The organism is Diaphorobacter sp. LR2014-1, assembly GCF_002916785.1.
GTDB classification, from domain to species: domain Bacteria; phylum Pseudomonadota; class Gammaproteobacteria; order Burkholderiales; family Burkholderiaceae_C; genus Diaphorobacter; species Diaphorobacter nitroreducens.
On record NZ_MTBE01000006.1, the window covers coordinates 106,369 to 126,530 of the forward strand.

The following is a 20,162-nucleotide window of genomic DNA, read 5'->3' on the forward strand; positions in this document are numbered from 1 at the left end:
TCAGTCCAGCAGCGTGTAGCCAGGATTGACCGCCTCGCGCGGCACGAGGCAGGAAACGGTGCCCAGGCGCGGGCGCATGGCCGTGCGCACACCGCCGCCCCCCGCCGGGCCGCAGCAGTACAGCGCCGTCACCTCGCGTACCAGGCGCTGCGCGCTGGCATGGTCGCGGTGCTGCAGTGCCACGCGCAGGCGTACGTCCTGCGCGCCCTGGCCTGCCTGCGCCGCCAGCCACCGCCCTGCGTCGTCACCCCAAACGCTGGCCACGCCGATCAGGTCCACGCGCAGCGGTGCCACGCTCGCAAGCCGCTCGCGCAGCACGTCGCCCGCCAGGCGGGCGCGCTCCTCGGCGCGCGCGCCGGCATACGAAATCTCGCCCTCGGCAAACCAGCCGGACTCGAAACACACGTTCACCTTCAGCGACGGCGGCCGCGCATGGCCGCGCACGCCCTGCAGGTGCACGCGGTCGCTGCCGACCTGCGCCACGCTCGCCTGGGTGATGTCGGCCACCACGTCGGGCGTCAGGTAAGCGGCGGGGTCGTGCAGTTCATACAGCAGCTGCTCCTTGACCGTGCGCTCGTCCACGCGCCCCCCCGTGCCCGGCGGCTTGGTGAGGGTGCAATGGCCGTCGGCGTCGATCTCGGCGATCGGGTAGCCCAGCCGGGCCAGGCCCGGCACATCCTTGTAGCCCGGGTCGGCAAAGTAGCCCCCCGTGACCTGCGCGCCGCATTCCAGCAGGTGGCCCGCCATGGTGGCGCGCGCCAGGCGGTCCCAGTCGTCCATGCACCAGCCGTAATGCGCCAGCGCCGGGCCCAGCACCAGCGCAGGGTCGGCCACGCGGCCGCAGACCACGATGTCGGCCCCCGCGCGCAGCGCCTGGGCGATGGGTTCCGCGCCAATGTAGGCATTGGCGCTCACGATGGGCTGCGCGGGCATGGACGGGCCCAGCGCCCGTTCCAGCACAGCGCGGTGCTGTGCACCGCTCAGGTCGTCGCCATGCACTACCGCCACGCGCGGGCGGCGCGCGCCCAGCTCGGCCGCCAGTTGCTGGATACGCAGCGCAGCGCCCCGCGGATTGGCCGCGCCAAAGTTGCTCACGATGCGCACGCCGTGTTGAAGGCATTGCGCGAGCACCGGCCGCAGCAGCTCATCCAGCAGCGGCTCGTACCCCGCGTCGGGATTGGCGCGGCGCGCCAGCTGGGCCAGCGCCAGCGTGCGCTCGGCCAGGGTCTCGAAGATCAGCACGCCGGGCCGGCCGCTGTCCACCAGCGCCTGCACCACGGGTGCGGCAGCATCCAGGCGGTCGCCCGAGAAGCCGGCCGCACAGCCGATGAGCAGGGGTGAGGGGTTCGCCATTGCAGGGGTCCTTGGGGAATGTCTCCAGGGCGCACTGTAGGCACGGCAGGTTATTCTGTGAAATAGATTGTCAAGATCAATTCATCTGGATATCAAATGAATATCTCCACACGGCAGGTCGACGCCTTCCTTGCCCTGGCGGCGCAGCGCAACTTCACGCGCGCCGCGGCGCAGTGCCACTTGTCGCAGCCGGCCTTCAGCGCGCTCATCCGCGCGCTGGAGGACGACCTGGGTCTGCGCCTGTTCGACCGCAGCACGCGCCATGTGAGCCTGACGGCCGAGGGCGAGAACTTCCATTCGTCGGCGCTGCGCATTCGCGCCGAGGTGGATGCCGCGCTGGCCACGCTGCGCGACGCCGCACTGCTGCGGCGCGGGCGCGTGTCCGTCGCGCTGCTGCCCTCGCTGGCCGCGGGGTGGCTGCCGGGTGTGCTGGCCGGCTTTCGCGCACAGCACCCGGGCGTGGAACTGGACATTGCCGACGTGCTGTCCGAGCCTTGCATCGAGCGCGTGGCCACGGGCAAGGCCGACTTCGCGCTGGCCGCCATCCGCGCGGACACGCCCGAGCTGCAGGCCGAGCCCTTCTGCGAGGACGGCTTTCACCTGGTCTGCCGCGCGGACCATCCGCTCGCCCGGCAGCCCTTGCCCGCCGGCCGGCGCAGCGCCGCCGGGCAATGGCGCGCCCTGGCCGAGTGGCCATTTATCCATCTCGCGCGGCACAGCAGCGTGCGCCAGTACCTGGAGGCGGCCTTCCATCCCCATGCGATGCGCACGCTGATGGAGGTGGAGCAGTTGGCCACCGTCATGGGCATGGTGCGGGCCGGGCTGGGCATCAGCGTGGTGCCCACGCTCACGCTGTTCCACTTCCAGCAGGAGGGCCTGGCCACCCGGCCGCTGGCCCTGCCCGGGCTCACGCGGCAGATCTACCTGGTGCGCCGGCGCGACCGGGGCCTGTCGGTGGCCGCGCAGGCGCTGTACGCACGGGTGATGCAGCAGCGGCCGATGCATGCCGAAATGCCATCAAAACAATAGCTGGCAGCGCTTGATGGATAAGCGCCGCAGCCCGATTTCCCTGAAACTTGCGTTCACCCGCGCCCACGGCCTGCGGGGCACCCCCGGTGGCACTGCACGCTCTGCGATGCCACACTCGGGCCATCACATGCGTGCGCAGGAGGAAGCCATGAACACCCACGACACCGTGTATGCCTGCATCGACGGGCTGGCCACCACCCACGCCGTGGTGGACGGGGCCCTGTGGGCCGCGCAGCGCCTGCAGGCGCCCCTGGCGCTGCTGCACGCACTGGAGCGGCCTGAACCCATGCCGCCCGTGGGCGACTACAGCGGCGTCATCGGCATGGGCGCGCAGGACCTGCTGCTGCAGCGCCTGAATACCCTCGATGAAGAGCGCAGCCACGTCGCACAGGAGGCCGCGCGCCGCATGCTGGCCGAGGCCCAGGCGCGCGTGGATGCCGCCCGCGTGCCGTCGCTGCAGGCGCTGCTGCGCCAGGGCGAGTTGACCGACGTGCTGCTGGAGCACGAACCCAGCGTGCGCCTGTTCGTGCTGGGGCGCCAGCACCGCGCCACCGCCGCGCGCAAGCTGCGGCTGGACTACCGTGTGGAAGGCGTGGTGCGCAACGTGCGCCAGCCGGTGATGGTGGTGACCATGCCGGAGTTCGTGGCGCCGGCGGGCTTCGTCGTGGCCTTTGACGGCAGCGCCACCGCGCGCCGCGCCGTACAGGCCGTGGGCCGCAGCCCGCTGCTGCGCGGCATGCCCGGCCTGCTGGCCCTGGCCGGCGAGCCCACGCTGGAGATGCTGGAAGCGCTGCAAAGCGCCCAGTCACACCTGGAGGCCGCAGGCTTCGACATCACCACGCAGATCGTGCCGGGCGTGCCGGAGGAGGCGCTGCCGGCCCTGCTGCAGTCGCACGGCAACGTACTGCTGGTGCTGGGCGCCTACGGGCACTCGCGCATCCGCCAGCTCATCGTCGGCAGCACCACCACCGCGCTGCTGCGGCTGTGCAGCGTGCCGGTGCTGGTGCTGCGCTGACGGGTTCACTATCGATTCAATAGCTGCTAGCGCTTACTGCATAAGCGCTGCAGGCCTTTTTTATCTGAACTGTGACGTCCCTACGCTAGCCCCCGCCCCGCGCCGGGGCGAACGCCCTCAATCCGCGCCGCGCGGCACGACACCCCAGCGCCGCGCCCAGGCCAGCCCCTGCGAGGTGCCGCCCGGGCCCGCGCTCGCCGGACGGTATTCACAGCCCACCCAGCCGTCGAAGCCGCAGGTGGCCGCCACCTCGTCGATCACGCCCAGCAGGTAATCGACCTGCAGCTCTCCCTGGTCGGGCTCGTGCCGCTCGGGTACGCCGGCGATCTGGAAATGCCCCACCCGTCCCGTGGGCAGGTAGTGGCGGATCTTCGTGGCCACGTCGCCCTCCATGACCTGGCAGTGGTACAGGTCGAACTGCACCTGCACGTTGGAAGCGCCCAGTTCCTGCAGCACGGCATGGGCATCCTGCTGGCGCTGCAGGAAGTAGCCGGGCATGTCGCGCCCGTTGATGGGCTCGATCATCAGCCGCACGCCCTGGCGCCCGGCCTGGCCGGCGGCCCAGCGCAGGTTGCGCAGGTAGCAGGCGCGTGCGTCGGCGTGCGCCAGCCCGGGCGGCACTACGCCAGCCATCACGTGCAGGCGCTCGCAGCGCAGCGCCTGCGCATAGTGCAGCGCCTGTTGCAGCCCCTCCTGGAATTGCGCCTCGCGCCCCGGCAGGCAGGCCAGACCGCGCTCGCCCGCCGCCCAGTCCCCCGGCGGGGCATTGAACAGTACCTGCGTCAGTCCATGTTCGGCCAGGCGCTGCGCGATCTGCTCCACAGGATGGTCGTAGGGAAAGAGGTATTCCACCCCCCGGAAGCCGTCGCGCGCGGCAGCGGCAAAGCGGTCCAGGAAGGCATGCTCGGCGTAGAGCATGGAGAGGTTGGCAGCGAGGCGGGGCATGACAGGAAGGGCGTTCGCACAAAAAAGGGCGCCAGTCGCGGACTGGCGCCCTTCATTCTAGGAACGCGTGGTGGGCGTCAGGGGAACGTGAAGTTCACCGTCTGGGTCGTTCCCGCGCCCAGCGTCAGGGCCTGCTGCTTGTCGGCCTGCCCCGCCAGGCGCGCCTGGAGGGTATAGCGCCCTGCGGCGCCGGCATCGGCCGTGAAAACCAACGGGCTGGGCGCCGCGGCATACGGCGCCACCAGCGGGGCAGCCGTGGGCAGCGTGAAGCTGTAGGCGCCGGTCACGCCGTCCACGGGCTTGGCCGACACTTCCACCGTGCCTGCAGCCGTCAGCGGCTGCAAGGCCCGCACCCAGGCATCCACCGAAGTGGTGCCGTTCACGGTGGCAACGGGCGATGCCGGCAGCGCCAGGGCCTGCGTGGACGTGCCGACGGAGGTGACCAGCTCGGACTGCACCGGCACCTGGGTCACCACGGCCGTGGTGCGGCCGGGTGCCGTCAGCACCAGCGTGTAGCTACCCGGCACCACCGGCCGCAGCAGGTAGCGGCCCGAAGCGTCCGGCACGGTGGCGCGCACCACCTCGCCCTGGGACTGCAGCGTCACCGTGGTGCCAGCAACGGGTTCGACGAAGCCCTGCACACCAGAGACCAGGCGCGGAATCACCGCCACCACGGGCTTGAGCAGGTAGCGGCCCGATGCGCCGGCCGTCACGACGGACTTGCAGGCGTCGAAGTCGAGCACGAAGTCCGCCATCTGGTTGGCGGCGATGTCGATGTTCACGTTCATCTTCACGCCACTTTGCTGGCCGCTGGGCGTGGTCAGCGCTACTTCGCCCGACCCTGTGGGCACGACGGAGTTGGCGAAGGGGGCCGCTCCGCCATTGCCCGCCAGCACCAGGCGCATCTGGGTGTATTTGCCCGTGGGCAGCGGCAGCTCGCCCAGTTCCTCCAGCACGCCGTTGGTCAGCGACAGCAGGTCCACGCGGCGCGCGGGGTTCAGCGTGAGCTCATGCCAGCCGGAAGCGTCATCCGCCGCCGCAGCGCTTTGGTGCACGCGTATTTTCTGCACGGTGACGTTCACCGCGTCATAGCCGCAACTGGGGGCATCGGTCAGCGCCAGCTTCAGCGTGCCGGTGCCGCTACCGTCACCGCCATCACCACCGCCGCCGCCACAGGCGACCAGGGCAGCCAGCGCGGTGGCGCCAGCCAGATACTTGCAACAGGAGAGGGTTTTCGTGCGCATGATGTTCATTGCCTCCGGGGTTTTTCTTGCCGAGGAAGGTGCCGTCAGACCAGCCTACCGCCCCGGGGCGCATTGTGAGAACGGCACCCCGCGGCACCTGGCAGCCAAGTGTCAGGTGTTGCCTGATGTATGGAATCGCCAGAAAAAAGGGAGCCGCCTTCTGCGCTGTAAAACACCGGACAGGCAGATGAAATCGAAATTCAACGCTATGAATAGCAGAGCAACCGGCCAACGGACATGCAAGCAGATCGCGCCCGTGTCCTACACCAAACGCGGTAGTCGCCCACGGCCCCGCACACCCTGCTGCGCGACCCGCCGCCGGGCAGGTCAGACCGGCTGCGCGGCCTGCACCAGCCGTTGCGTGTAGGCGTGGCGCGGGGCATCCAGCACCTGGTGCACGCTGCCGCTTTCCACCACCTCGCCGTCCTTCATGACGATGACCTCATGCGCCATGGCGCGCACCACCGCCACGTCGTGCGTGATGAGCAGGTACGACAGCGCCCGCTCCTTCTGCAGGCGCTGCAGCAGGCTCAGCACCTGCTGCTGGATGGTGACGTCCAGCGCGCTGGTGGGCTCGTCCAGCACCAGCACTTGCGGCTCGACGATGAGCGCGCGCGCAATGGCCAGGCGCTGGCGCTGGCCGCCCGAGAATTCATGCGGGTAGCGCGCCAGCAGGCCGGGGAATTGCGCGTCCGTCAGGCCCACCTCGGCCAGCATGGCGGCCACGCGCGTGCGGCGCTCGGCCACGTCCAGCGCAGGCATGTGCACGCGCAGGCCCTCGCCCACGATCTCCTCCACGGTCATGCGCGGCGACAGGGACGAGAACGGGTCCTGGAACACCACCTGCACCTGCCGGCGCAGCTGCTGGTTGTGCGCGGTGTTGCGGTGGGCGGGCTGCTGCCAGGCCTGGCCAGCAACCCGCAGCTCGCCCCGCGACGGCAGCAGGCCCAGCAGCGCCTGGGCCAGCGTGGACTTGCCCGAGCCCGATTCGCCCACGACCCCCAGCGTGCGCGCCTGCGCAATGCGAAAGCCCGCGTCCTTCACGGCCACGAATTCGCCCTTGGCAAACCAGCCGCGGATGCCCGGCACCGGCACGGGGTAGGCCACGCGCAGGCCGCTTGCCTGCGCGGCGGGCACGGCGTCGCCGTCGGCACCGCCTTCCACCACGTCCCGCCGCGGCGTACTGCCAATCAGCTTGCGCGTGTAGGCATGCTGCGGTGCGTCGAACACCTGGGCGACGGTACCCTGCTCCACCACGGTGCCCTGCTCCATGACGGCCACGCGATCGGCAAAGCGGCGCACCAGCAGCAGGTCGTGCGTGATGAGCAGCACGGCCATGCCCGTCTGGCGCTGCAGGTCGGACAGCAGGTCCAGGATCTGGCCGCGCAGCGTCACGTCCAGCGCGGTGGTGGGCTCGTCGGCCAACAGCAGCTTCGGTCTGCTGGCCAGGGCCATGGCGATCATGGCGCGCTGGCGCTGCCCACCCGAAAGCTGGTGCGGAAAACTGCCCGCGCGCCGCGCTGGCTCGGGGATGCCGGTACTCGCTAGCAGTTCGATAGCTGCTTGCGCGCTCTGCGCCTTGCTCAGGGCCTGTTTTAGCACCAAGACCTCGGCCACCTGGTCGCCAATCGTCATCAGCGGGTTCAGCGCCGTCATGGGTTCCTGGAACACCATGGCGATGTCGCCGCCGCGCACGCCGCGCAGTTCGCGCTCAGGCAGTTGCAGCAGATCACGCCCGTGCATCAGCGCGCTCCCCTCCAGTTGCGCATCGCCCGTCAGGCGCAGCAGCGCCAGCGCGGTCACCGTCTTGCCCGAGCCGGATTCACCCACCAGGGCCAGCTTTTCGCCCGGGGCAATATCGAAGCTCACCCCATGCACCACCTGCTTGGCACCGAAGCGCACGCGCAGGTCCTGCACCTGCAGCAGCGGCGCGGACGATGGAGACAGGGGGGGCGCGGCGCGCATGGAAGAAGGGTTCACGATGCCTCAGTTCTTGCGGGGGTCCAGCGCGTCGCGCAGCGCATCGCCCATGAAGGTGAGCAGCAGCAGCGTGGTGACCAGCACCCCGAAGGTGAAGATGGAGATCCACCACGCGTCGATGTTGTTCTTGCCCTGCGACAGCAGCTCGCCCAGGCTGGGGGTGCCGGGCGGCACGCCCAGGCCCAGGAAGTCCAGCGAGGTCAGTGCGAGGATCGCCGCGCCCATGCGAAACGGCAGAAAGGTCACCACCGGCGTCATGCTGTTGGGCAGGATGTGGCGGCGGATGATCTGGCCGTTGGACACGCCCAGCGCCCGCGCGGCCTTCACATAGTCCAGTTGCCGGTTGCGCAGGAATTCGGCGCGCACATAGTCCGACAGCCCCATCCAGCCGAACAGGCTGAGCAATACCAGCAGCAGCCCGATGCTGGGCGCGAACACGGCGCTGAAGATGATGAGCAGGTACAGCTCGGGCATGGAGCCCCAAATCTCGATGAAGCGCTGGAAAGCCAGGTCGGTCTTGCCGCCAAAGAAGCCCTGTACCGCCCCCGCCGCCACGCCCAGCGCCACGCCCACTACGGTAAGGGCAATGCCGAACAACACGCTCACGCGAAAGCCGTAGATCAGTTGCGCCAGCAGGTCACGCCCGCGGTCATCCGTGCCCAGCCAGTTGTCGCGCGACGGGCCCGAGGGGTTGGGTTCCTTCGCGAAGTAGTTCAGGGTGTCGGGCCCGTAGCGGTTGAGCGTGTACAGCGCCCAGTTATCCCCCTGCGACAGCCGCTCGCGAATGAAGGGGTCGAGGTAGTCGGTGGGCGTCTGGAAGTCACCGCCGAAAGTCGTCTCGGGGTAATCGTTGAACAACGGGAAATACGTCTGACCCTCATAGCGCACGACCAGGGGCCGGTCGTTGCTGACCAGTTCTGCCCCCAGGCTGACCACGACCAGCGCGCAGAACACCAGCAGGCTCCAGAACCCCAGGCGGTTGGCACGAAAGCGCTGCCAGGCGCGCCGGCTGGGTGACGCCGAGGCGGCAACGGGCGCAGCTGGCGCCCCATTAGCTACCGAATCAATAGCTGCTAGCGCTTGGTGGTCGGGCGTTGGAGCCATATTTCAATCAAACTTGACGCGGGGATCCACCCACACGTAGCACAGGTCGCTGATGAGCTTGGTCACCAGCCCGATCAGCGTGAACAGGTACAGCGTGCCCAACACCACGGGGTAGTCGCGACGGATCACGCTCTCATAGGACAGCAGGCCCAGGCCGTCGAGCGAGAACAGCGTCTCGATGAGCAGCGAGCCCGCGAAGAACGCGCCGATGAAGGCGGATGGGAAGCCCGTGATGATGGGAATCAGCGCATTGCGAAACACGTGCTTGTAGAGCACCTGCCGGTCGGTCAATCCCTTGGCACGCGCGGTGAGCACATATTGCTTGCGGATCTCTTCCAGAAAAGCGTTCTTGGTCAGCATCGCCGTCACCGCAAAGCTGCCGGCCACCATGGCCGTGATGGGCAGCGCGATATGCCACAGGTAATCCGTCACCTTGGCCCACAGGCCCAGCTCGTCCCAGTTGGCCGAGGTCAGCCCGCGCAGCGGGAACCACTGCAATTGCCCGCCAAAGATCACCAGCAGCGCCACGCCGAGCACGAAACCCGGGATCGCGTAGCCCACCAGGATGATGAGCGTGGTAACGAAGTCAAAGCGCGAGCCGGCGCGCACCGCCTTGGCCACACCCAGCGGCACCGCCACGAGGTAGCTGATGAAGAAGGTCCACAACCCCAGGCTGACGGACACGGGCAGCTTCTCCTTCACGAGTTGCCACACGTCCTTGTTCTGAAAGAAGCTGCGCCCCAGGTCGAAGCGCGCGAACTGGCCCAGCATCTGAAAGAAGCGCTCGTGCGCCGGCTTGTCAAAGCCATAGAGCTGCTTGATCTGCTCCAGCCGCTTGGGATCGACGCCCTGCGCGCCGCGATAGGCCATGCCGCCGCCCTCGCCGCCCCCGCCCATGCCGGCAGCGCCGGCCTTGGCCTCGGCCAGGTACTGCTCCACCGGACCGCCCGGCACGAACTGGATCACCACGAAGGTCAACAGCAACACGCCCAACAGCGTGGGCAGCATGAGCAGGATGCGCTTGAGGATGTAGGCGAACATGGCGGTTTCAGTCCTTGCGCGGCGTCGCGGCCTTGGGCGCGGTCTCGGCGGTCAACGCAGGCGAACGGGCCCACCACGTATCCACCGCCCACATCTCTCCGGTCGAATACGGCGGCACCACTTCGGGCCGGTCCAGTCGCCAGGCGTTGTAGACCATGCGATGGGTGCCCGCGGACCACTGCGGAATGAGGTAGTGGCCATGCGCAATGATGCGGTCCAGCGCATGGCACGCGGGCAGCATCTGCTCCTGTGTCTTGGCGGACACCATGGCACGGATCATTGCGTCCACGGCCGGGCTCTTTACGCCGGGGAAATTGCCCGAGTCTTCCTGGTCTGCCGCCGCGCTGCCGAACAGGTCGGCAAACTCCTGCCCCGGGTTGTTGGTGCCCTGGTAGGCAATGGTGGTGATGTCGAAGTCGAACTTCTGCAGACGCTGCTGGTACAGCGCGAAGTCCACCGAGCGGAACCTGAGCGTGATGCCGAGCTTTTGCAGGTTACGCATCCACGAGGACAACGTGCGCACGCCGCCTTCGCTGCTGTCCATGTATTCCAGCACCATGGCCTGGCCGCTGGCGTTGCGCAGCACCCCATCCTGCACCTGCCAGCCTGCCTCCTGGAGCAGCGCCTGCGCGCGACGCAGGTTGTCGCGCAGCGTGGTGGCGCCGTCGGTGGTGGGCGGCTCGAACATGGGGCCGAAGACCGCGGGGGGCAGATCCTTGCGCCAGGGCTCCAGCAACGCCAGCTCCTGCGGCGTGGGCATGCCGTGGGTCTCGCACATGGTGTTGCCGAAAATGCCGCGCACGCGCTGATAGGCACCATAGAAAAGCTGGCGGCTCATCCACTCAAAGTCGAACGCCAGCCCCAGGGCCTCTCGCACGCGGCGGTCCTGCAGTAGCGGGCGGCGCGTGTTCAGTACGTAGCTCTGAAAGCCCGAGGGCAGCTTGTTGGCGAACTCGCCCTTGACCAACTCACCCGTGTCGAACTTGCGGCCGTTGACCCGCCGCGCCCAGTCGCCCGCACTGAAAAACCGCATCAGATCGAACTCGCCGGCCTTCAGCGCCTCCAGCCGCGCGGTGTTGTCCTTGTAGATCTTGACCAGCACACGGTCAAAGTTGGCCGTCCCCTTGCGCACGGGCAGGTCGCGCGCCCAATACTGGGGGTCGCGCACATAGGTGATGTCCTTGCCGAAGCTGACGGGGCCGATCTTGTAGGGGCCACTGCCGATGGGGATGTCCATCACCACCTGGTCGAAGGGCTTGGGCTTGCCGTCGGCGCCCAGTCCCCAGTCGCGGCTGAACACGGGTAGCCCCCCGACGGTGAGCGGCAGTTCGCGGTTGGGCGCCTTGAAGCGGTAGCGCACGGTGCGGTCGTCCAGCACATCCACACCGGCCACCTCGATCAGGAGCGTTTTGTAGCCCGGTGAGGTGTAAGGGCCCATCAGGGTGTCGAAACTGTGCTTCACATCCTGGGCCAGCACCGGCTTGCCGTTGTGAAAGCGCGCCTCGGGCCGCAGCCTGAAGGTGGCTGACAGGCCATCCGGCGCCACCGCAACATCCTCGGCCAGCAGTCCATAGCCGGTGGCTGTCTCGTCCAGCGAGCCGGTGAGCAGCGAGTCGAACATCAGCGCCGACAGGTAGGCCGGTGCGTTGCCGCGGATCGTGAATGGGTTGTACTTGTCGAAGGTGGAGGTGCGCAGATTGCTCACCAGGCGCAACTCGCCGCCCTTGGGCGCCTGTGGGTTGACGTAGGGGAAGTGCGCGAAGTCGGCCGCCAGCGCGGGCGCCCCCCACATCGCGTAGGCATGCGCGGCCCAGGCCGCCCCGCCCGCCACGCTGCTCCCTCCCAGCCAACCGATCAATAAACAGATACGCCAGAACCGCATGCGACAATTCTGCACCACGCAAGCGGCCCGCAAGCCCCCGCGCCACGCTTGCCATTTCCCTTCGCACATCGCATTTCAGGAGAACAACAATGGGTTTTCTCGCCGGCAAGAAGCTGCTCATCACGGGCGTGCTGTCCAATCGCTCGATCGCGTACGGCATCGCCAGGGCCTGCCATCAACAAGGCGCGGAACTGGCCTTCAGCTACGTGGGCGAGCGCTTCAAGGACCGCATCACCGAGTTCGCCGCCGAATTCGACTCCAAGCTGGTCTTTGACTGCGACGTGGCCGACGACGCGCAGATCGACAAATTGTTCGCCGACATCGGCGCCGCCTGGGGAAAGTTCGATGGCTTCGTGCACTCCATCGGCTTTGCTCCGCGCGAGGCCATCGCCGGCAACTTCCTGGAAGGCCTCTCTCGCGAAGCCTTCAAGGTGGCCCACGAAATCAGCGCCTACAGCTTCCCGGCCATGGCCAAGGCGGCCCTGCCCTACCTGAACGACAAGTCGGCGCTCCTGACGCTGTCGTACCTGGGCGCCCTGCGCTCCATCCCCAACTACAACACCATGGGCTTGGCCAAGGCCAGCCTGGAAGCCAGCGTGCGCTACCTGGCCGAAGCCGTGGGCCGCACTGAAGACGGCCGCTGCATCCGTGCCAACGGCATCAGCGCGGGCCCCATCAAGACCCTGGCCGCCAGCGGCATCAAGGACTTCGGCAAGCTGCTGGGCCGCGTGGCTGACGCCGCCCCGCTGCGTCGCAACGTGACGATCGAAGACGTGGGCAACGTGGCCGCGTTCCTGCTGTCCGACCTGGCCAGCGGCGTGACCGCCGAGATCACCTATGTGGACGGCGGCTTCAGCCAAACCGCCGGGCTTTCGGCAGACCAGGTGTGAGCCTGCGGAAATGACTGCGGGGTGGGTGCGCCACACCAACCTTGCTTGAAGAACCAACGGGCCTGTAAGGCCCGTTGTTCGTTTCGGTCACTGTGCGCGGACTTTCAGGACGGCTGGTTGCCCATGATCGAGCCTTCGTCGGCACGGCAAGACTCCTGCGGGCATGGCCCCGGGGCCTGGATCTCAAAATCGGCAGCGTGCCACCACCTGCACCGAACGCGGGGCTCCCGGCAGGTTCAGGTTCGGCGAACTGCCATGGCCCGCCACCATATAGCGGTGGTCGAACAGATTGTTCAGCTTGAGTTGCACATGCCAGGCGCCTAAGCGGAAGTAGGCCATGGCATCCACCGTGGTGTAGCCAGGCAAGGTAACCGTGTTGCCGGGGTTGGCGAACCGCGCTCCCACATAGTTCAGGCCGCCGCCCAGGCCAAAGCCGTGCCCCAGTGCCTCGGTCACCCACAGGTTCGCGCTGTGCCGGGGAGTCAACGTGGGCCGCTTGCCCTGCACAGGCTGGCCCGCATCCGTCGCAGGCGAGGCGGTCATCTCGCCATCCAGGAAGGCATAACCGGCCCAGCTTGGTTCACACGCCAACCTTATATGGTTTGCGGGGGGCTGCCTCTGCTGCGGGCCTCGTTCTTAGAGGAATCGCAACGAAAAAGGGTTAGCAGATGAGTACCTGCTAACCCTTGGAACGCCTGGCGGAGAGGGCGGGATTCGAACCCGCGGTGGGGATTAGCCCACACACGCTTTCCAGGCGTGCGACTTAAACCGCTCATCCACCTCTCCGGAGCCCTCCATTATAGATGCTGCACAGACACTTTTTCAAAGATCTGACTGTTCCCTTGAAAAAACATGCTTCCTCACGGGTTTCAAGAGGGAACATCCCGGTTCCCCGCCTTTCAGGATGCCTCTCGCCCGCGACCCAAGAAATGGAACCGCATCAGAGTACGCTCCCGTGCTCTGGCGTGGTCCACTATCGGCAGCGGATAGTCGATGCCTAAACGCAACCCACAGGCCTGCAATTCCAGCGGCTTCATGCCTGCAGGGAAATGGAGGTGCTTATCAGGAACACACGCCAGCTCCGGGAGATAGCGGCGGATGAACCTGCCATCGGGGTCAAACTTCTGCGACTGCGCCACCGGGTTGAAGATGCGAAACCAGGGCTGAGCGTCACAGCCGGTTGACGCCGCCCATTGCCAGCCGCCATTGTTGGCAGCCAGGTCGTAGTCGTTCAGGTGCTGGGCAAAGAAGCGCTCGCCACGGCGCCAATCGATACCCAAATCCTTGGTCAAAAAGCTCGCCACCACCATGCGCAGCCGGTTGTGCATGTAGCCCGTTTGCAGCAGTTGGCGCATGGCGGCGTCGACCAACGGATAGCCAGTGCGCGCTGCGCACCATGCCTGCCAGTACTCAGGCGCGTCATCCCACTGGACCCGGTCGTACTCGGGGCGGAATGCCTGGGTGACCACGTGCGGGTGGTGCCACAGAATCATGAAATAGAAGTCGCGCCACGCCAGTTCGGACAGCCAGGTCTGCGCGCCTTCGCAGCCTTGCGCGGCCTGTCGCGCGGCCAGTGAGGCCAGCTGGCGGATGGACACGGTGCCAAAGCGCAGATGCACCGACAGGTAGGACACGCCTTTGCGCCCAGGAAAGTCGCGCGCCAGCTTGTAAGCCGCCATGCGCGGCAGGAAATCCTGCAGCAACTGCTGCGCGCCGCGCGAGCCCACAGGCAGCTGCAAGTCAGCCAGGTTGGTGGGCACGAAGCCCAGATCCGCCAGCGTGGGCAGCCGCTCCCCCGCAGGGGGCACGGCCAGGTGCTGAGCGTGGCGCTCCACGGGATAAGGCTTGGTCTGGAAGGCATCCAGCTTCTGCAGCCAAGTGCGTTTGTATGGCGTGAAGACGCTGTAGGGCTGGCCCTGCTGGTTCAGCACCTCGCCCTGCTCCAGCAGCACCTGGTCCTTGTAGTCGCTGAACGCGATGCCACACGCCGCCAGGCCGTCTGCCACCCGTCGGTCGCGGGCCAGGGCTGCAGGTTCGTAGTCGCGATTGGCCAGCACTTCGCGCACGCCCAGGCTGCGGGCCAATTGCACGATGCACTGCACCGCTGTACCGTGGCGCACGATCAGGCCGCCACCGGGGGCGCCGCTGCGTGCCGCCAGCGCGCGCAGGTCCTCATCCAATGCGCACACGCTGGCGTGAATGAACTCCACCCGCCGATCGCACCGGGTCGGCAGCAAATCGAGGATGTCGGTGTCAAAGACGAAGACGCAGTACACGCGCTCGAAACGGCGCAGTGCGTGGTAAAGGGCGGCGTGGTCATGGCAGCGCAGATCGCGCCGCAGCCACACAAGGGCGCTGGCTTGCATGGGACGGGAAGGACTGGTCTGGCTGATGGCGCGGCAGTGCCCCTCAGGCCTGCATCACCACGGGGCCGCCCTGCTCCAGCGCCCGCTGGTAGGCCGGACGCGCCCGCATACGCTGGCGGTAGGCCACCAGGTGCGGCCAGGCCGTTTCGTCGCCCCCGCGCGCGAGGGCCGCCTCCACGGCAAAGCTCATCTGAAAGTCGGCCATGGTCAGGTGGCCCCCGGCGAACCAGTCGTGCTGGGCCAGGTGCGCATCCATGAAGGCCAGGGCGGTTTGCACGTTCGGGCCGATGAGTCTTTGCTGCACTTTGGCGCACAGGGTGCGCGCGATGGGGCGCACAAAAAACGGCATGGGCTGGCGCGCAATGGTGTCGAACACCAGCTTCATCACCAGCCAGTTCATCAGGGACCCCTCGGCGTAATGCATCCAGAACCTGCACTGGCGATGTTCTGCCGTGCCGCGCGCGGGTTCCAGATGGGCCAGATCCGCCGGCGCCTGTGCACCGTAGCGCTCGGCCAGATATTCGATGATGGCGCCAGATTCGGCCACCACCATGTCGCCTTCGGTGATGACGGGCGACTTGCCCAGCGGGTGCACCCGCTTGAGCTCTGGTGGCGCCAGCCTGGTCACGGGGTCACGCGAGTAACGGCGGATGTCGTAGGGCACGCCCAGTTCTTCCAGCAGCCACAGAATGCGCTGGGAGCGCGAGGTTTCCAGGTGGTGAACGGTCAGCATGGGCGGCATGGTAGTGCAGTCGCGCGCGAAGGGTTGGCGCCTGCCGCGGCACGGCGTGCCCCGCCATGGGTGTGCTGTCCCTCGCGCCGAGGCCCGGACCCACGTCCCTCACTTCGCCAAAGGAGCGCGGGGCGCTTTGCAAACTATATTTTTGATAGCTTATAGCGCTTACTCATCAACGCTTAGCGCCGATTTTCATCCAAAGACGGATCAACGCCGGCTGTAGATCTGGTCAAACAGTGCGCCGTCCGCAAAATGCTCCCGATTGGCCTTGGCCCAGCCACCGAAAGCCTGGTCGATGGTGGCCAGTGTGAGCTTGGGGAATTGCTTGTCGTACTGGGCCTTGGCCTTCTCGCTGGTTGGACGGTAGAAGTTCTTTCCAGCAATGTCCTGCCCCTCGTCGGAATAGAGGTAAGCAAGGTACTCCTCCGCCAGCGCGCGCGTGCCCTTCTTGTCCACCACCTTGTCCACCACCGCCACCGTGGGTTCGGCCAAGATGGACAGCGATGGCACGACGATCTCGAACTTGTCCTTGCCGAACTCCTTGAGCGCAAGAAACGCCTCGTTCTCCCAGGCCAGCAGCACGTCGCCCACACCGCGCTGCACGAAGGTGATGGTCGAGCCGCGCGCACCCGTGTCGAGCACCGGCACGTTCTTGTAGAGCTTGGACACGAAATCCTTGGCTTGAGTGTCGCTGCCGTACTTGCGCTTGGCGAACTCCCAGGCGGCAAGATAGTTCCAACGGGCCCCGCCGCTGGTCTTGGGGTTGGGTGTGATGACTTGCACGCCGGGCTTGACTAAGTCATCCCAATCCTTCACGCCCTTGGGGTTGCCCTTCTTCACCAAGAACACGATGGTGGAGGTATAGGGCGCCGAGTTGTGCGGGAGGCGCTTTTGCCAAGCGGGCGCCAGCAGGCCGTGCTGGGCCAGCGCATCCACGTCTCCGCCCAGGGCCAGCGTAGCCACGTCGGCGTCGATGCCATCGATGATCGAACGCGCCTGCTTGCCCGAGCCGCCGTGCGACTGTTTGAACTGCACTTCCTGCCCCGTCTTGGCCTTCCAGTGGCGTGCGAAGGCCTGGTTGTAGGCCACATAGAGTTCACGCGTGGGGTCGTAGGACACGTTGAGGAACTGGGCGGGCTGCGCGAACGACGGCAAAGACGTCAGGGACATGACCGCCGTCAGGGCGGTGGCCAGGGGAAACTTGATAAAGTCGCGGCGATTGTTCATGAAGGGCTTTCGTTGCAGGGTGCGTCGGTGCGGTTCACCGATGCAAGGCATTCTGGAAGTCGCCCTTCAAAATCCAAACCAATAAGATTTCAGTTCGTTATTCCATTGACGTCTGAAGTTTCAGCAAGGAATCGCTCCATGGCACGTACCGTCCACTGCATCAAGCTCGGCAAGGAAGCCGAAGGCCTCGACTTTGCGCCCTACCCCGGCGATCTGGGCAAACGCATCTATGACAACGTGAGCAAGCAAGCCTGGGCCGACTGGATCAAACACCAGACCATGCTGGTCAACGAGAACCGCCTGAACCTGGCTGACGCGCGCGCGCGCCAATACCTCGCCCGCCAGATGGAAAACCACTTCTTCGGCAGCGGCGCAGACGCTGCGGCGGGTTATGTGCCGCCCAGCGCGTAACGCAGTGCAGCGCTGCAAGAAGCGGTTTCGCTAAAGCCACTTCTTTGGCGCGGCGCAGACGCTGAGGCTGGCTGCGTCCCGCCCGGCGCATAACGCAGCGCTGCGCTGAAGCAGCGCCTCTTTGCAGTCGCCCCCGTCGCATCACTGTGGCGGGGGCGTTGCCGTTGTAGCCCACTGCGCCTGGCAGGCGGCCCAGGCCCGGCTCCCTGAGGAGATATTCATGTTGCCGTCGGTGTCCTTGCTGGACTCGTTCCAGTTCTCACAGTTCACCACCCTGCTGGTGATCTACCTTGTGGCCATCACGGCCGAGGCCATGTCTGGCGCGCTGGCCGCAGGCCGGCGCAACATGGACATCTTCGGTGTCAGCGTGATCGCCTTTGTGACCGCGCTGGGCGGCGGCACCATCCGTGACATGGTGCTGGGCCACTACCCGATCGGCTGGACGCAGCACCCGGAATACGTGTACCTGGTGATCTCCGCAGGCCTGCTGACGACGGTGGTGGCGCGCTACCTGCACCGGATCAAGCGCGTGTTCCTGCTGCTGGACGCCATGGGGTTGATCGCGTTCTCGTTGATCGGATGCAACGTGGCCCTGGAGCTGGGCTACCCGCCCGTGGTGGTGGTGATGTCCGGCATGCTCACGGGCATCAGCGGCGGCATCCTGCGCGACGTGCTGTGCAACCAGGTGCCCGTGGTCTTTCGGCGCGAGCTGTACGCCAGCGTGTCCCTGGCCGTGTGCCTGCTGTTCCTGGGACTGCGCACGATGGAAGTGGAAAACAACCTCAGCACTTTGGTGTGCTTCGCCGCCGGCCTGGCGCTGCGGCTACTGGCACTGCACTACCACTGGCGCCTGCCGGTGTTCTCGTACCAGCAGCGCTGGGAATGACACTGTTTCTGTAATCTTTTCGCGCCTCCCAACACCATGTCCGAACCGATTGAATGGCTGGAAGACGGCACGCCCTACAGCCCGCGCTTCTCAGACCGGTACCACAGCGAGCAAGGCGGCCTGGAACAAGCCCGCGGCACATTTCTCGCCGGCTGCGGCCTGCCCCAGGCCTGGCAGAACCAGCCGCAGTGGCGCGTGCTGGAAACCGGCTTCGGCCTGGGCCTGAATTTCCTCGTGACCTGGGCCGCCTGGCGCGCCGACCCCCACCGGCCACAGCGGCTGCACTTCGTGTCTTGCGAGGCCTGGCCCGTGAGCGCGGCCGATCTGCTGCGCGCCGCGCCCATCGATTCCACACTGCAATCGCTGGCCCAACAGTTGGCGGCGCAGTACTGGGGCTTGCTGCCGGGCGTGCACAGGCTCTCGTTCGACGGCGGGCAGGTGCTGCTCACGCTGTACATCGGTGACGCGCAAGCCCTGCTGAGGCAGCAGCAGCCCACGGCGGATTCGGTGTACCTGGACGGCTTCGACCCCCAGCACAACCCGCAAATGTGGGACATCCACACCCTCAAGGCCGTGGCGCGCTGCTGCCGTCGCGGCACCCGCCTGGCGACGTGGACGGTGGCGCGCGGCGTGCGGGACGGGCTGGTGCAGTGCGGCTTCGAGGTGCAGAAGGTGCCAGGTGTCCGCCCCAAGCGCGACAACCTGCAGGCCACCTACGCGCCCCGCTGGGAGCCACGCGCCGGCCAGCCCGTGCTGCCAGACGCCACGGTGGCCGCCCCGGCCCGCTGCCTGGTGGTGGGCGCAGGACTGGCGGGCGCCGCCGTGGCGGCCAGCCTGGCGCACCGTGGCTGGCAGGTCCAGGTGCTGGACCGGGCCGATCACCCTGCCACCGGTGCATCCGGCCTGCCGGCGGGGGTGTTCGCGCCCAATGTCTCGCAGGACGACAACCTGATCTCGCGCCTGTCGCGCGCGGGGGTACGCACCACGCTGAATACGCTGGCGCAGCTTCCAGCCGAGACGCGCGGCACCGACTGGAGCGCGTGCGGCACGCTGGAGCACCGTGTGGACGGCACCACAGGATTGGCCTGGAGCGACGGGCCTGGCCTGGACTGGAGTCGCCCCGCAACACCCGCACAACTGCAGGCCAACGGCTTATCGGCGGACACGGTGGCCTGCTGGCACGAGCACGCGGGCTGGGTGCGCCCGCCCCAGCTCATCGCCCACCTGCTGAACGACCCGGCCATCCACTGGCGCGGCAGCTCGGCAGTGGCGGAGTTGCGCCGCACCACCGTCGACGGCCAGCCCCTCTGGCAGGCACTGGACGCCGAAGGGCGAGTCCTGGCCGAGGCGGAACTTGCCGTGGTTTGCGCCGGGCACCACACCGGCCCGCTCACGCACGCGCATTGGCCCATGAATCCGCTGCGCGGCCAGTTGGCCTGGGGCCTGCATGCCCAGGCCCCCGCGGGCGCCCCCTGGCCGCCCCAGCCGGTCAATGGCAACGGCAACCTGGTGCCCCGTGTGCCGCTGCAGGACGGCGCAGGCTGGGTGCTGGGCTCCACGTTCGAGCGCCTGAAGACCGCCCTGCCCCCCAGCCCTGACGACCACGCCAAGGGCTTGGCCACCAATCAGGCCAAACTGCACGCGCTGCTGCCCCCCCTGGGCGCTGCCATGGACGCCGCTTTCACCCAGGCCGCCACCGCGCCGGACGGCCCCGTGCGCACCTGGGCGGCCGTGCGCTGCGGTGCGCTGGACCGCCGCCCCATCGTGGGGCCGGTGGACCCGGTGCGCCAGCCCGGCCTGTGGCTGTGCACTGCCATGGGCGCGCGCGGGCTCACGCTGTCATTGCTGTGCGGCGAACTGATCGCCGCGCGGCTGCACAGTGAGCCCCTGCCGCTGGACGCCCCTCTGGCGCGCGCGTTGAGCAGCGAGCGCTGGCTAGGGTATGAGCCACAGTGAACCGACATGCATTTCATATACAAATAACGGAATATATGAAGCATTAAAAAATAGTTTGTCTTTATAAGACAGACTTTTAAAGTGCGCCCATCGATGC

16 protein-coding genes, 1 tRNA gene and 1 pseudogene are annotated in these 20,162 nt (G+C 67.2%); 6 read left to right on the plus strand and 12 right to left on the minus strand.

What is annotated here, in order from left to right; translation table 11 throughout:
* Nucleotides 1-1,353 (minus strand): acyclic terpene utilization AtuA family protein, encoded by a 1,353-nt coding sequence (locus tag BV908_RS07390; RefSeq protein WP_103737709.1) that lies wholly within the window; start codon nucleotides 1,351-1,353, stop codon nucleotides 1-3.
* 96 nt (nucleotides 1,354-1,449) lie between these two features.
* Between BV908_RS07390 and BV908_RS07395 the strand changes: the two genes are divergently transcribed.
* Together BV908_RS07395 and BV908_RS07400 are read left to right on the plus strand one after the other, a co-directional pair.
* Nucleotides 1,450-2,382 (plus strand): LysR family transcriptional regulator, encoded by a 933-nt coding sequence (locus tag BV908_RS07395; RefSeq protein WP_103737710.1) that lies wholly within the window; start codon nucleotides 1,450-1,452, stop codon nucleotides 2,380-2,382.
* A gap of 148 nt (nucleotides 2,383-2,530) precedes the next feature.
* Complete coding sequence (locus BV908_RS07400; protein ID WP_103737745.1) at nucleotides 2,531-3,397, plus strand: universal stress protein; 867 nt, start codon at nucleotides 2,531-2,533, stop codon at nucleotides 3,395-3,397.
* 117 nt (nucleotides 3,398-3,514) lie between these two features.
* Here BV908_RS07400 and otnI read toward each other — a convergent pair whose 3' ends face one another.
* The 6 genes from otnI to BV908_RS07430 all read right to left on the minus strand — a co-directional run bounded on the left by otnI (nucleotide 3,515) and on the right by BV908_RS07430 (nucleotide 11,593).
* Nucleotides 3,515-4,342 (minus strand): 2-oxo-tetronate isomerase, encoded by an 828-nt coding sequence (gene otnI / locus BV908_RS07405; protein ID WP_103737711.1) that lies wholly within the window; start codon nucleotides 4,340-4,342, stop codon nucleotides 3,515-3,517.
* 77 nt (nucleotides 4,343-4,419) lie between these two features.
* A complete protein-coding gene (locus BV908_RS07410) occupies nucleotides 4,420-5,586 on the minus strand; it encodes a DUF4382 domain-containing protein (RefSeq protein WP_103737746.1) in 1,167 nt (388 codons plus the stop codon).
* A gap of 327 nt (nucleotides 5,587-5,913) precedes the next feature.
* Complete coding sequence (locus tag BV908_RS07415) at nucleotides 5,914-7,551, minus strand: dipeptide ABC transporter ATP-binding protein (protein ID WP_103737712.1); 1,638 nt, start codon at nucleotides 7,549-7,551, stop codon at nucleotides 5,914-5,916.
* A 21-nt stretch (nucleotides 7,552-7,572) separates the two neighbouring features.
* Nucleotides 7,573-8,670, minus strand: coding sequence for an ABC transporter permease (locus BV908_RS07420; RefSeq protein ID WP_103737713.1), 1,098 nt, complete (start codon nucleotides 8,668-8,670; stop codon nucleotides 7,573-7,575).
* A 3-nt stretch (nucleotides 8,671-8,673) separates the two neighbouring features.
* Complete coding sequence (locus tag BV908_RS07425; protein ID WP_011805074.1) at nucleotides 8,674-9,711, minus strand: ABC transporter permease subunit; 1,038 nt, start codon at nucleotides 9,709-9,711, stop codon at nucleotides 8,674-8,676.
* Nucleotides 9,712-9,718: 7 nt separating this feature from the next.
* Nucleotides 9,719-11,593, minus strand: a complete 1,875-nt coding sequence (locus BV908_RS07430) for an extracellular solute-binding protein (RefSeq protein ID WP_103737714.1) — start codon at nucleotides 11,591-11,593, stop codon at nucleotides 9,719-9,721.
* Nucleotides 11,594-11,682: 89 nt separating this feature from the next.
* Between BV908_RS07430 and fabI the strand changes: the two genes are divergently transcribed.
* A complete protein-coding gene (fabI, locus tag BV908_RS07435) occupies nucleotides 11,683-12,483 on the plus strand; it encodes an enoyl-ACP reductase FabI (RefSeq protein ID WP_047351315.1) in 801 nt (266 codons plus the stop codon).
* 183 nt (nucleotides 12,484-12,666) lie between these two features.
* Here the strand turns inward: fabI and BV908_RS07440 are convergent.
* The 5 genes and pseudogenes from BV908_RS07440 to BV908_RS07460 form a co-directional block, all read right to left on the minus strand.
* Nucleotides 12,667-13,056, minus strand: a pseudogene (locus BV908_RS07440) (TonB-dependent receptor); the annotation flags it as partial.
* 123 nt (nucleotides 13,057-13,179) lie between these two features.
* A tRNA-Ser gene (locus BV908_RS07445) sits at nucleotides 13,180-13,269 on the minus strand.
* 113 nt (nucleotides 13,270-13,382) lie between these two features.
* Nucleotides 13,383-14,849 (minus strand): deoxyribodipyrimidine photo-lyase, encoded by a 1,467-nt coding sequence (locus BV908_RS07450; RefSeq protein WP_103737715.1) that lies wholly within the window; start codon nucleotides 14,847-14,849, stop codon nucleotides 13,383-13,385.
* 43 nt (nucleotides 14,850-14,892) lie between these two features.
* Nucleotides 14,893-15,582, minus strand: a complete 690-nt coding sequence (locus BV908_RS07455; protein WP_199856264.1) for a glutathione S-transferase — start codon at nucleotides 15,580-15,582, stop codon at nucleotides 14,893-14,895.
* Nucleotides 15,583-15,792: 210 nt separating this feature from the next.
* On the minus strand, nucleotides 15,793-16,812 hold the full coding sequence (locus tag BV908_RS07460) for a sulfate ABC transporter substrate-binding protein (RefSeq protein ID WP_015913438.1): 1,020 nt from the start codon (nucleotides 16,810-16,812) through the stop codon (nucleotides 15,793-15,795).
* Between the two features lie 138 nt (nucleotides 16,813-16,950).
* On the opposite strand from BV908_RS07460, the gene BV908_RS07465 reads away from it, so the two are divergent.
* The 3 genes from BV908_RS07465 (at nucleotide 16,951) to mnmC (ending at nucleotide 20,065) form a co-directional block, all read left to right on the plus strand.
* A complete protein-coding gene (locus BV908_RS07465) occupies nucleotides 16,951-17,223 on the plus strand; it encodes an oxidative damage protection protein (protein WP_011805062.1) in 273 nt (90 codons plus the stop codon).
* Between the two features lie 220 nt (nucleotides 17,224-17,443).
* Nucleotides 17,444-18,109, plus strand: coding sequence for a trimeric intracellular cation channel family protein (locus BV908_RS07470; protein WP_011805061.1), 666 nt, complete (start codon nucleotides 17,444-17,446; stop codon nucleotides 18,107-18,109).
* A 36-nt stretch (nucleotides 18,110-18,145) separates the two neighbouring features.
* On the plus strand, nucleotides 18,146-20,065 hold the full coding sequence (gene mnmC, locus BV908_RS07475; RefSeq protein ID WP_103737716.1) for an FAD-dependent 5-carboxymethylaminomethyl-2-thiouridine(34) oxidoreductase MnmC: 1,920 nt from the start codon (nucleotides 18,146-18,148) through the stop codon (nucleotides 20,063-20,065).
* The last annotated feature ends 97 nt before the right edge of the window (nucleotides 20,066-20,162 follow it).

Bases quoted from the DNA above. Each gene is read 5' to 3' on its own strand.
- BV908_RS07390 (WP_103737709.1), bottom strand. From the start codon at position 1,353: ATGGCGAACCCCTCACCCCTGCTCATCGGCTGTGCGGCCGGCTTCTCG.
- BV908_RS07395 (WP_103737710.1), top strand. From the start codon at position 1,450: ATGAATATCTCCACACGGCAGGTCGACGCCTTCCTTGCCCTGGCGGCG.
- BV908_RS07400 (WP_103737745.1), top strand. From the start codon at position 2,531: ATGAACACCCACGACACCGTGTATGCCTGCATCGACGGGCTGGCCACC.
- otnI (WP_103737711.1), bottom strand. From the start codon at position 4,342: ATGCCCCGCCTCGCTGCCAACCTCTCCATGCTCTACGCCGAGCATGCC.
- BV908_RS07410 (WP_103737746.1), bottom strand. From the start codon at position 5,586: ATGCGCACGAAAACCCTCTCCTGTTGCAAGTATCTGGCTGGCGCCACC.
- BV908_RS07415 (WP_103737712.1), bottom strand. From the start codon at position 7,551: ATGCGCGCCGCGCCCCCCCTGTCTCCATCGTCCGCGCCGCTGCTGCAG.
- BV908_RS07420 (WP_103737713.1), bottom strand. From the start codon at position 8,670: ATGGCTCCAACGCCCGACCACCAAGCGCTAGCAGCTATTGATTCGGTA.
- BV908_RS07425 (WP_011805074.1), bottom strand. From the start codon at position 9,711: ATGTTCGCCTACATCCTCAAGCGCATCCTGCTCATGCTGCCCACGCTG.
- BV908_RS07430 (WP_103737714.1), bottom strand. From the start codon at position 11,593: ATGCGGTTCTGGCGTATCTGTTTATTGATCGGTTGGCTGGGAGGGAGC.
- fabI (WP_047351315.1), top strand. From the start codon at position 11,683: ATGGGTTTTCTCGCCGGCAAGAAGCTGCTCATCACGGGCGTGCTGTCC.
- BV908_RS07450 (WP_103737715.1), bottom strand. From the start codon at position 14,849: ATGCAAGCCAGCGCCCTTGTGTGGCTGCGGCGCGATCTGCGCTGCCAT.
- BV908_RS07455 (WP_199856264.1), bottom strand. From the start codon at position 15,582: ATGCTGACCGTTCACCACCTGGAAACCTCGCGCTCCCAGCGCATTCTG.
- BV908_RS07460 (WP_015913438.1), bottom strand. From the start codon at position 16,812: ATGAACAATCGCCGCGACTTTATCAAGTTTCCCCTGGCCACCGCCCTG.
- BV908_RS07465 (WP_011805062.1), top strand. From the start codon at position 16,951: ATGGCACGTACCGTCCACTGCATCAAGCTCGGCAAGGAAGCCGAAGGC.
- BV908_RS07470 (WP_011805061.1), top strand. From the start codon at position 17,444: ATGTTGCCGTCGGTGTCCTTGCTGGACTCGTTCCAGTTCTCACAGTTC.
- mnmC (WP_103737716.1), top strand. From the start codon at position 18,146: ATGTCCGAACCGATTGAATGGCTGGAAGACGGCACGCCCTACAGCCCG.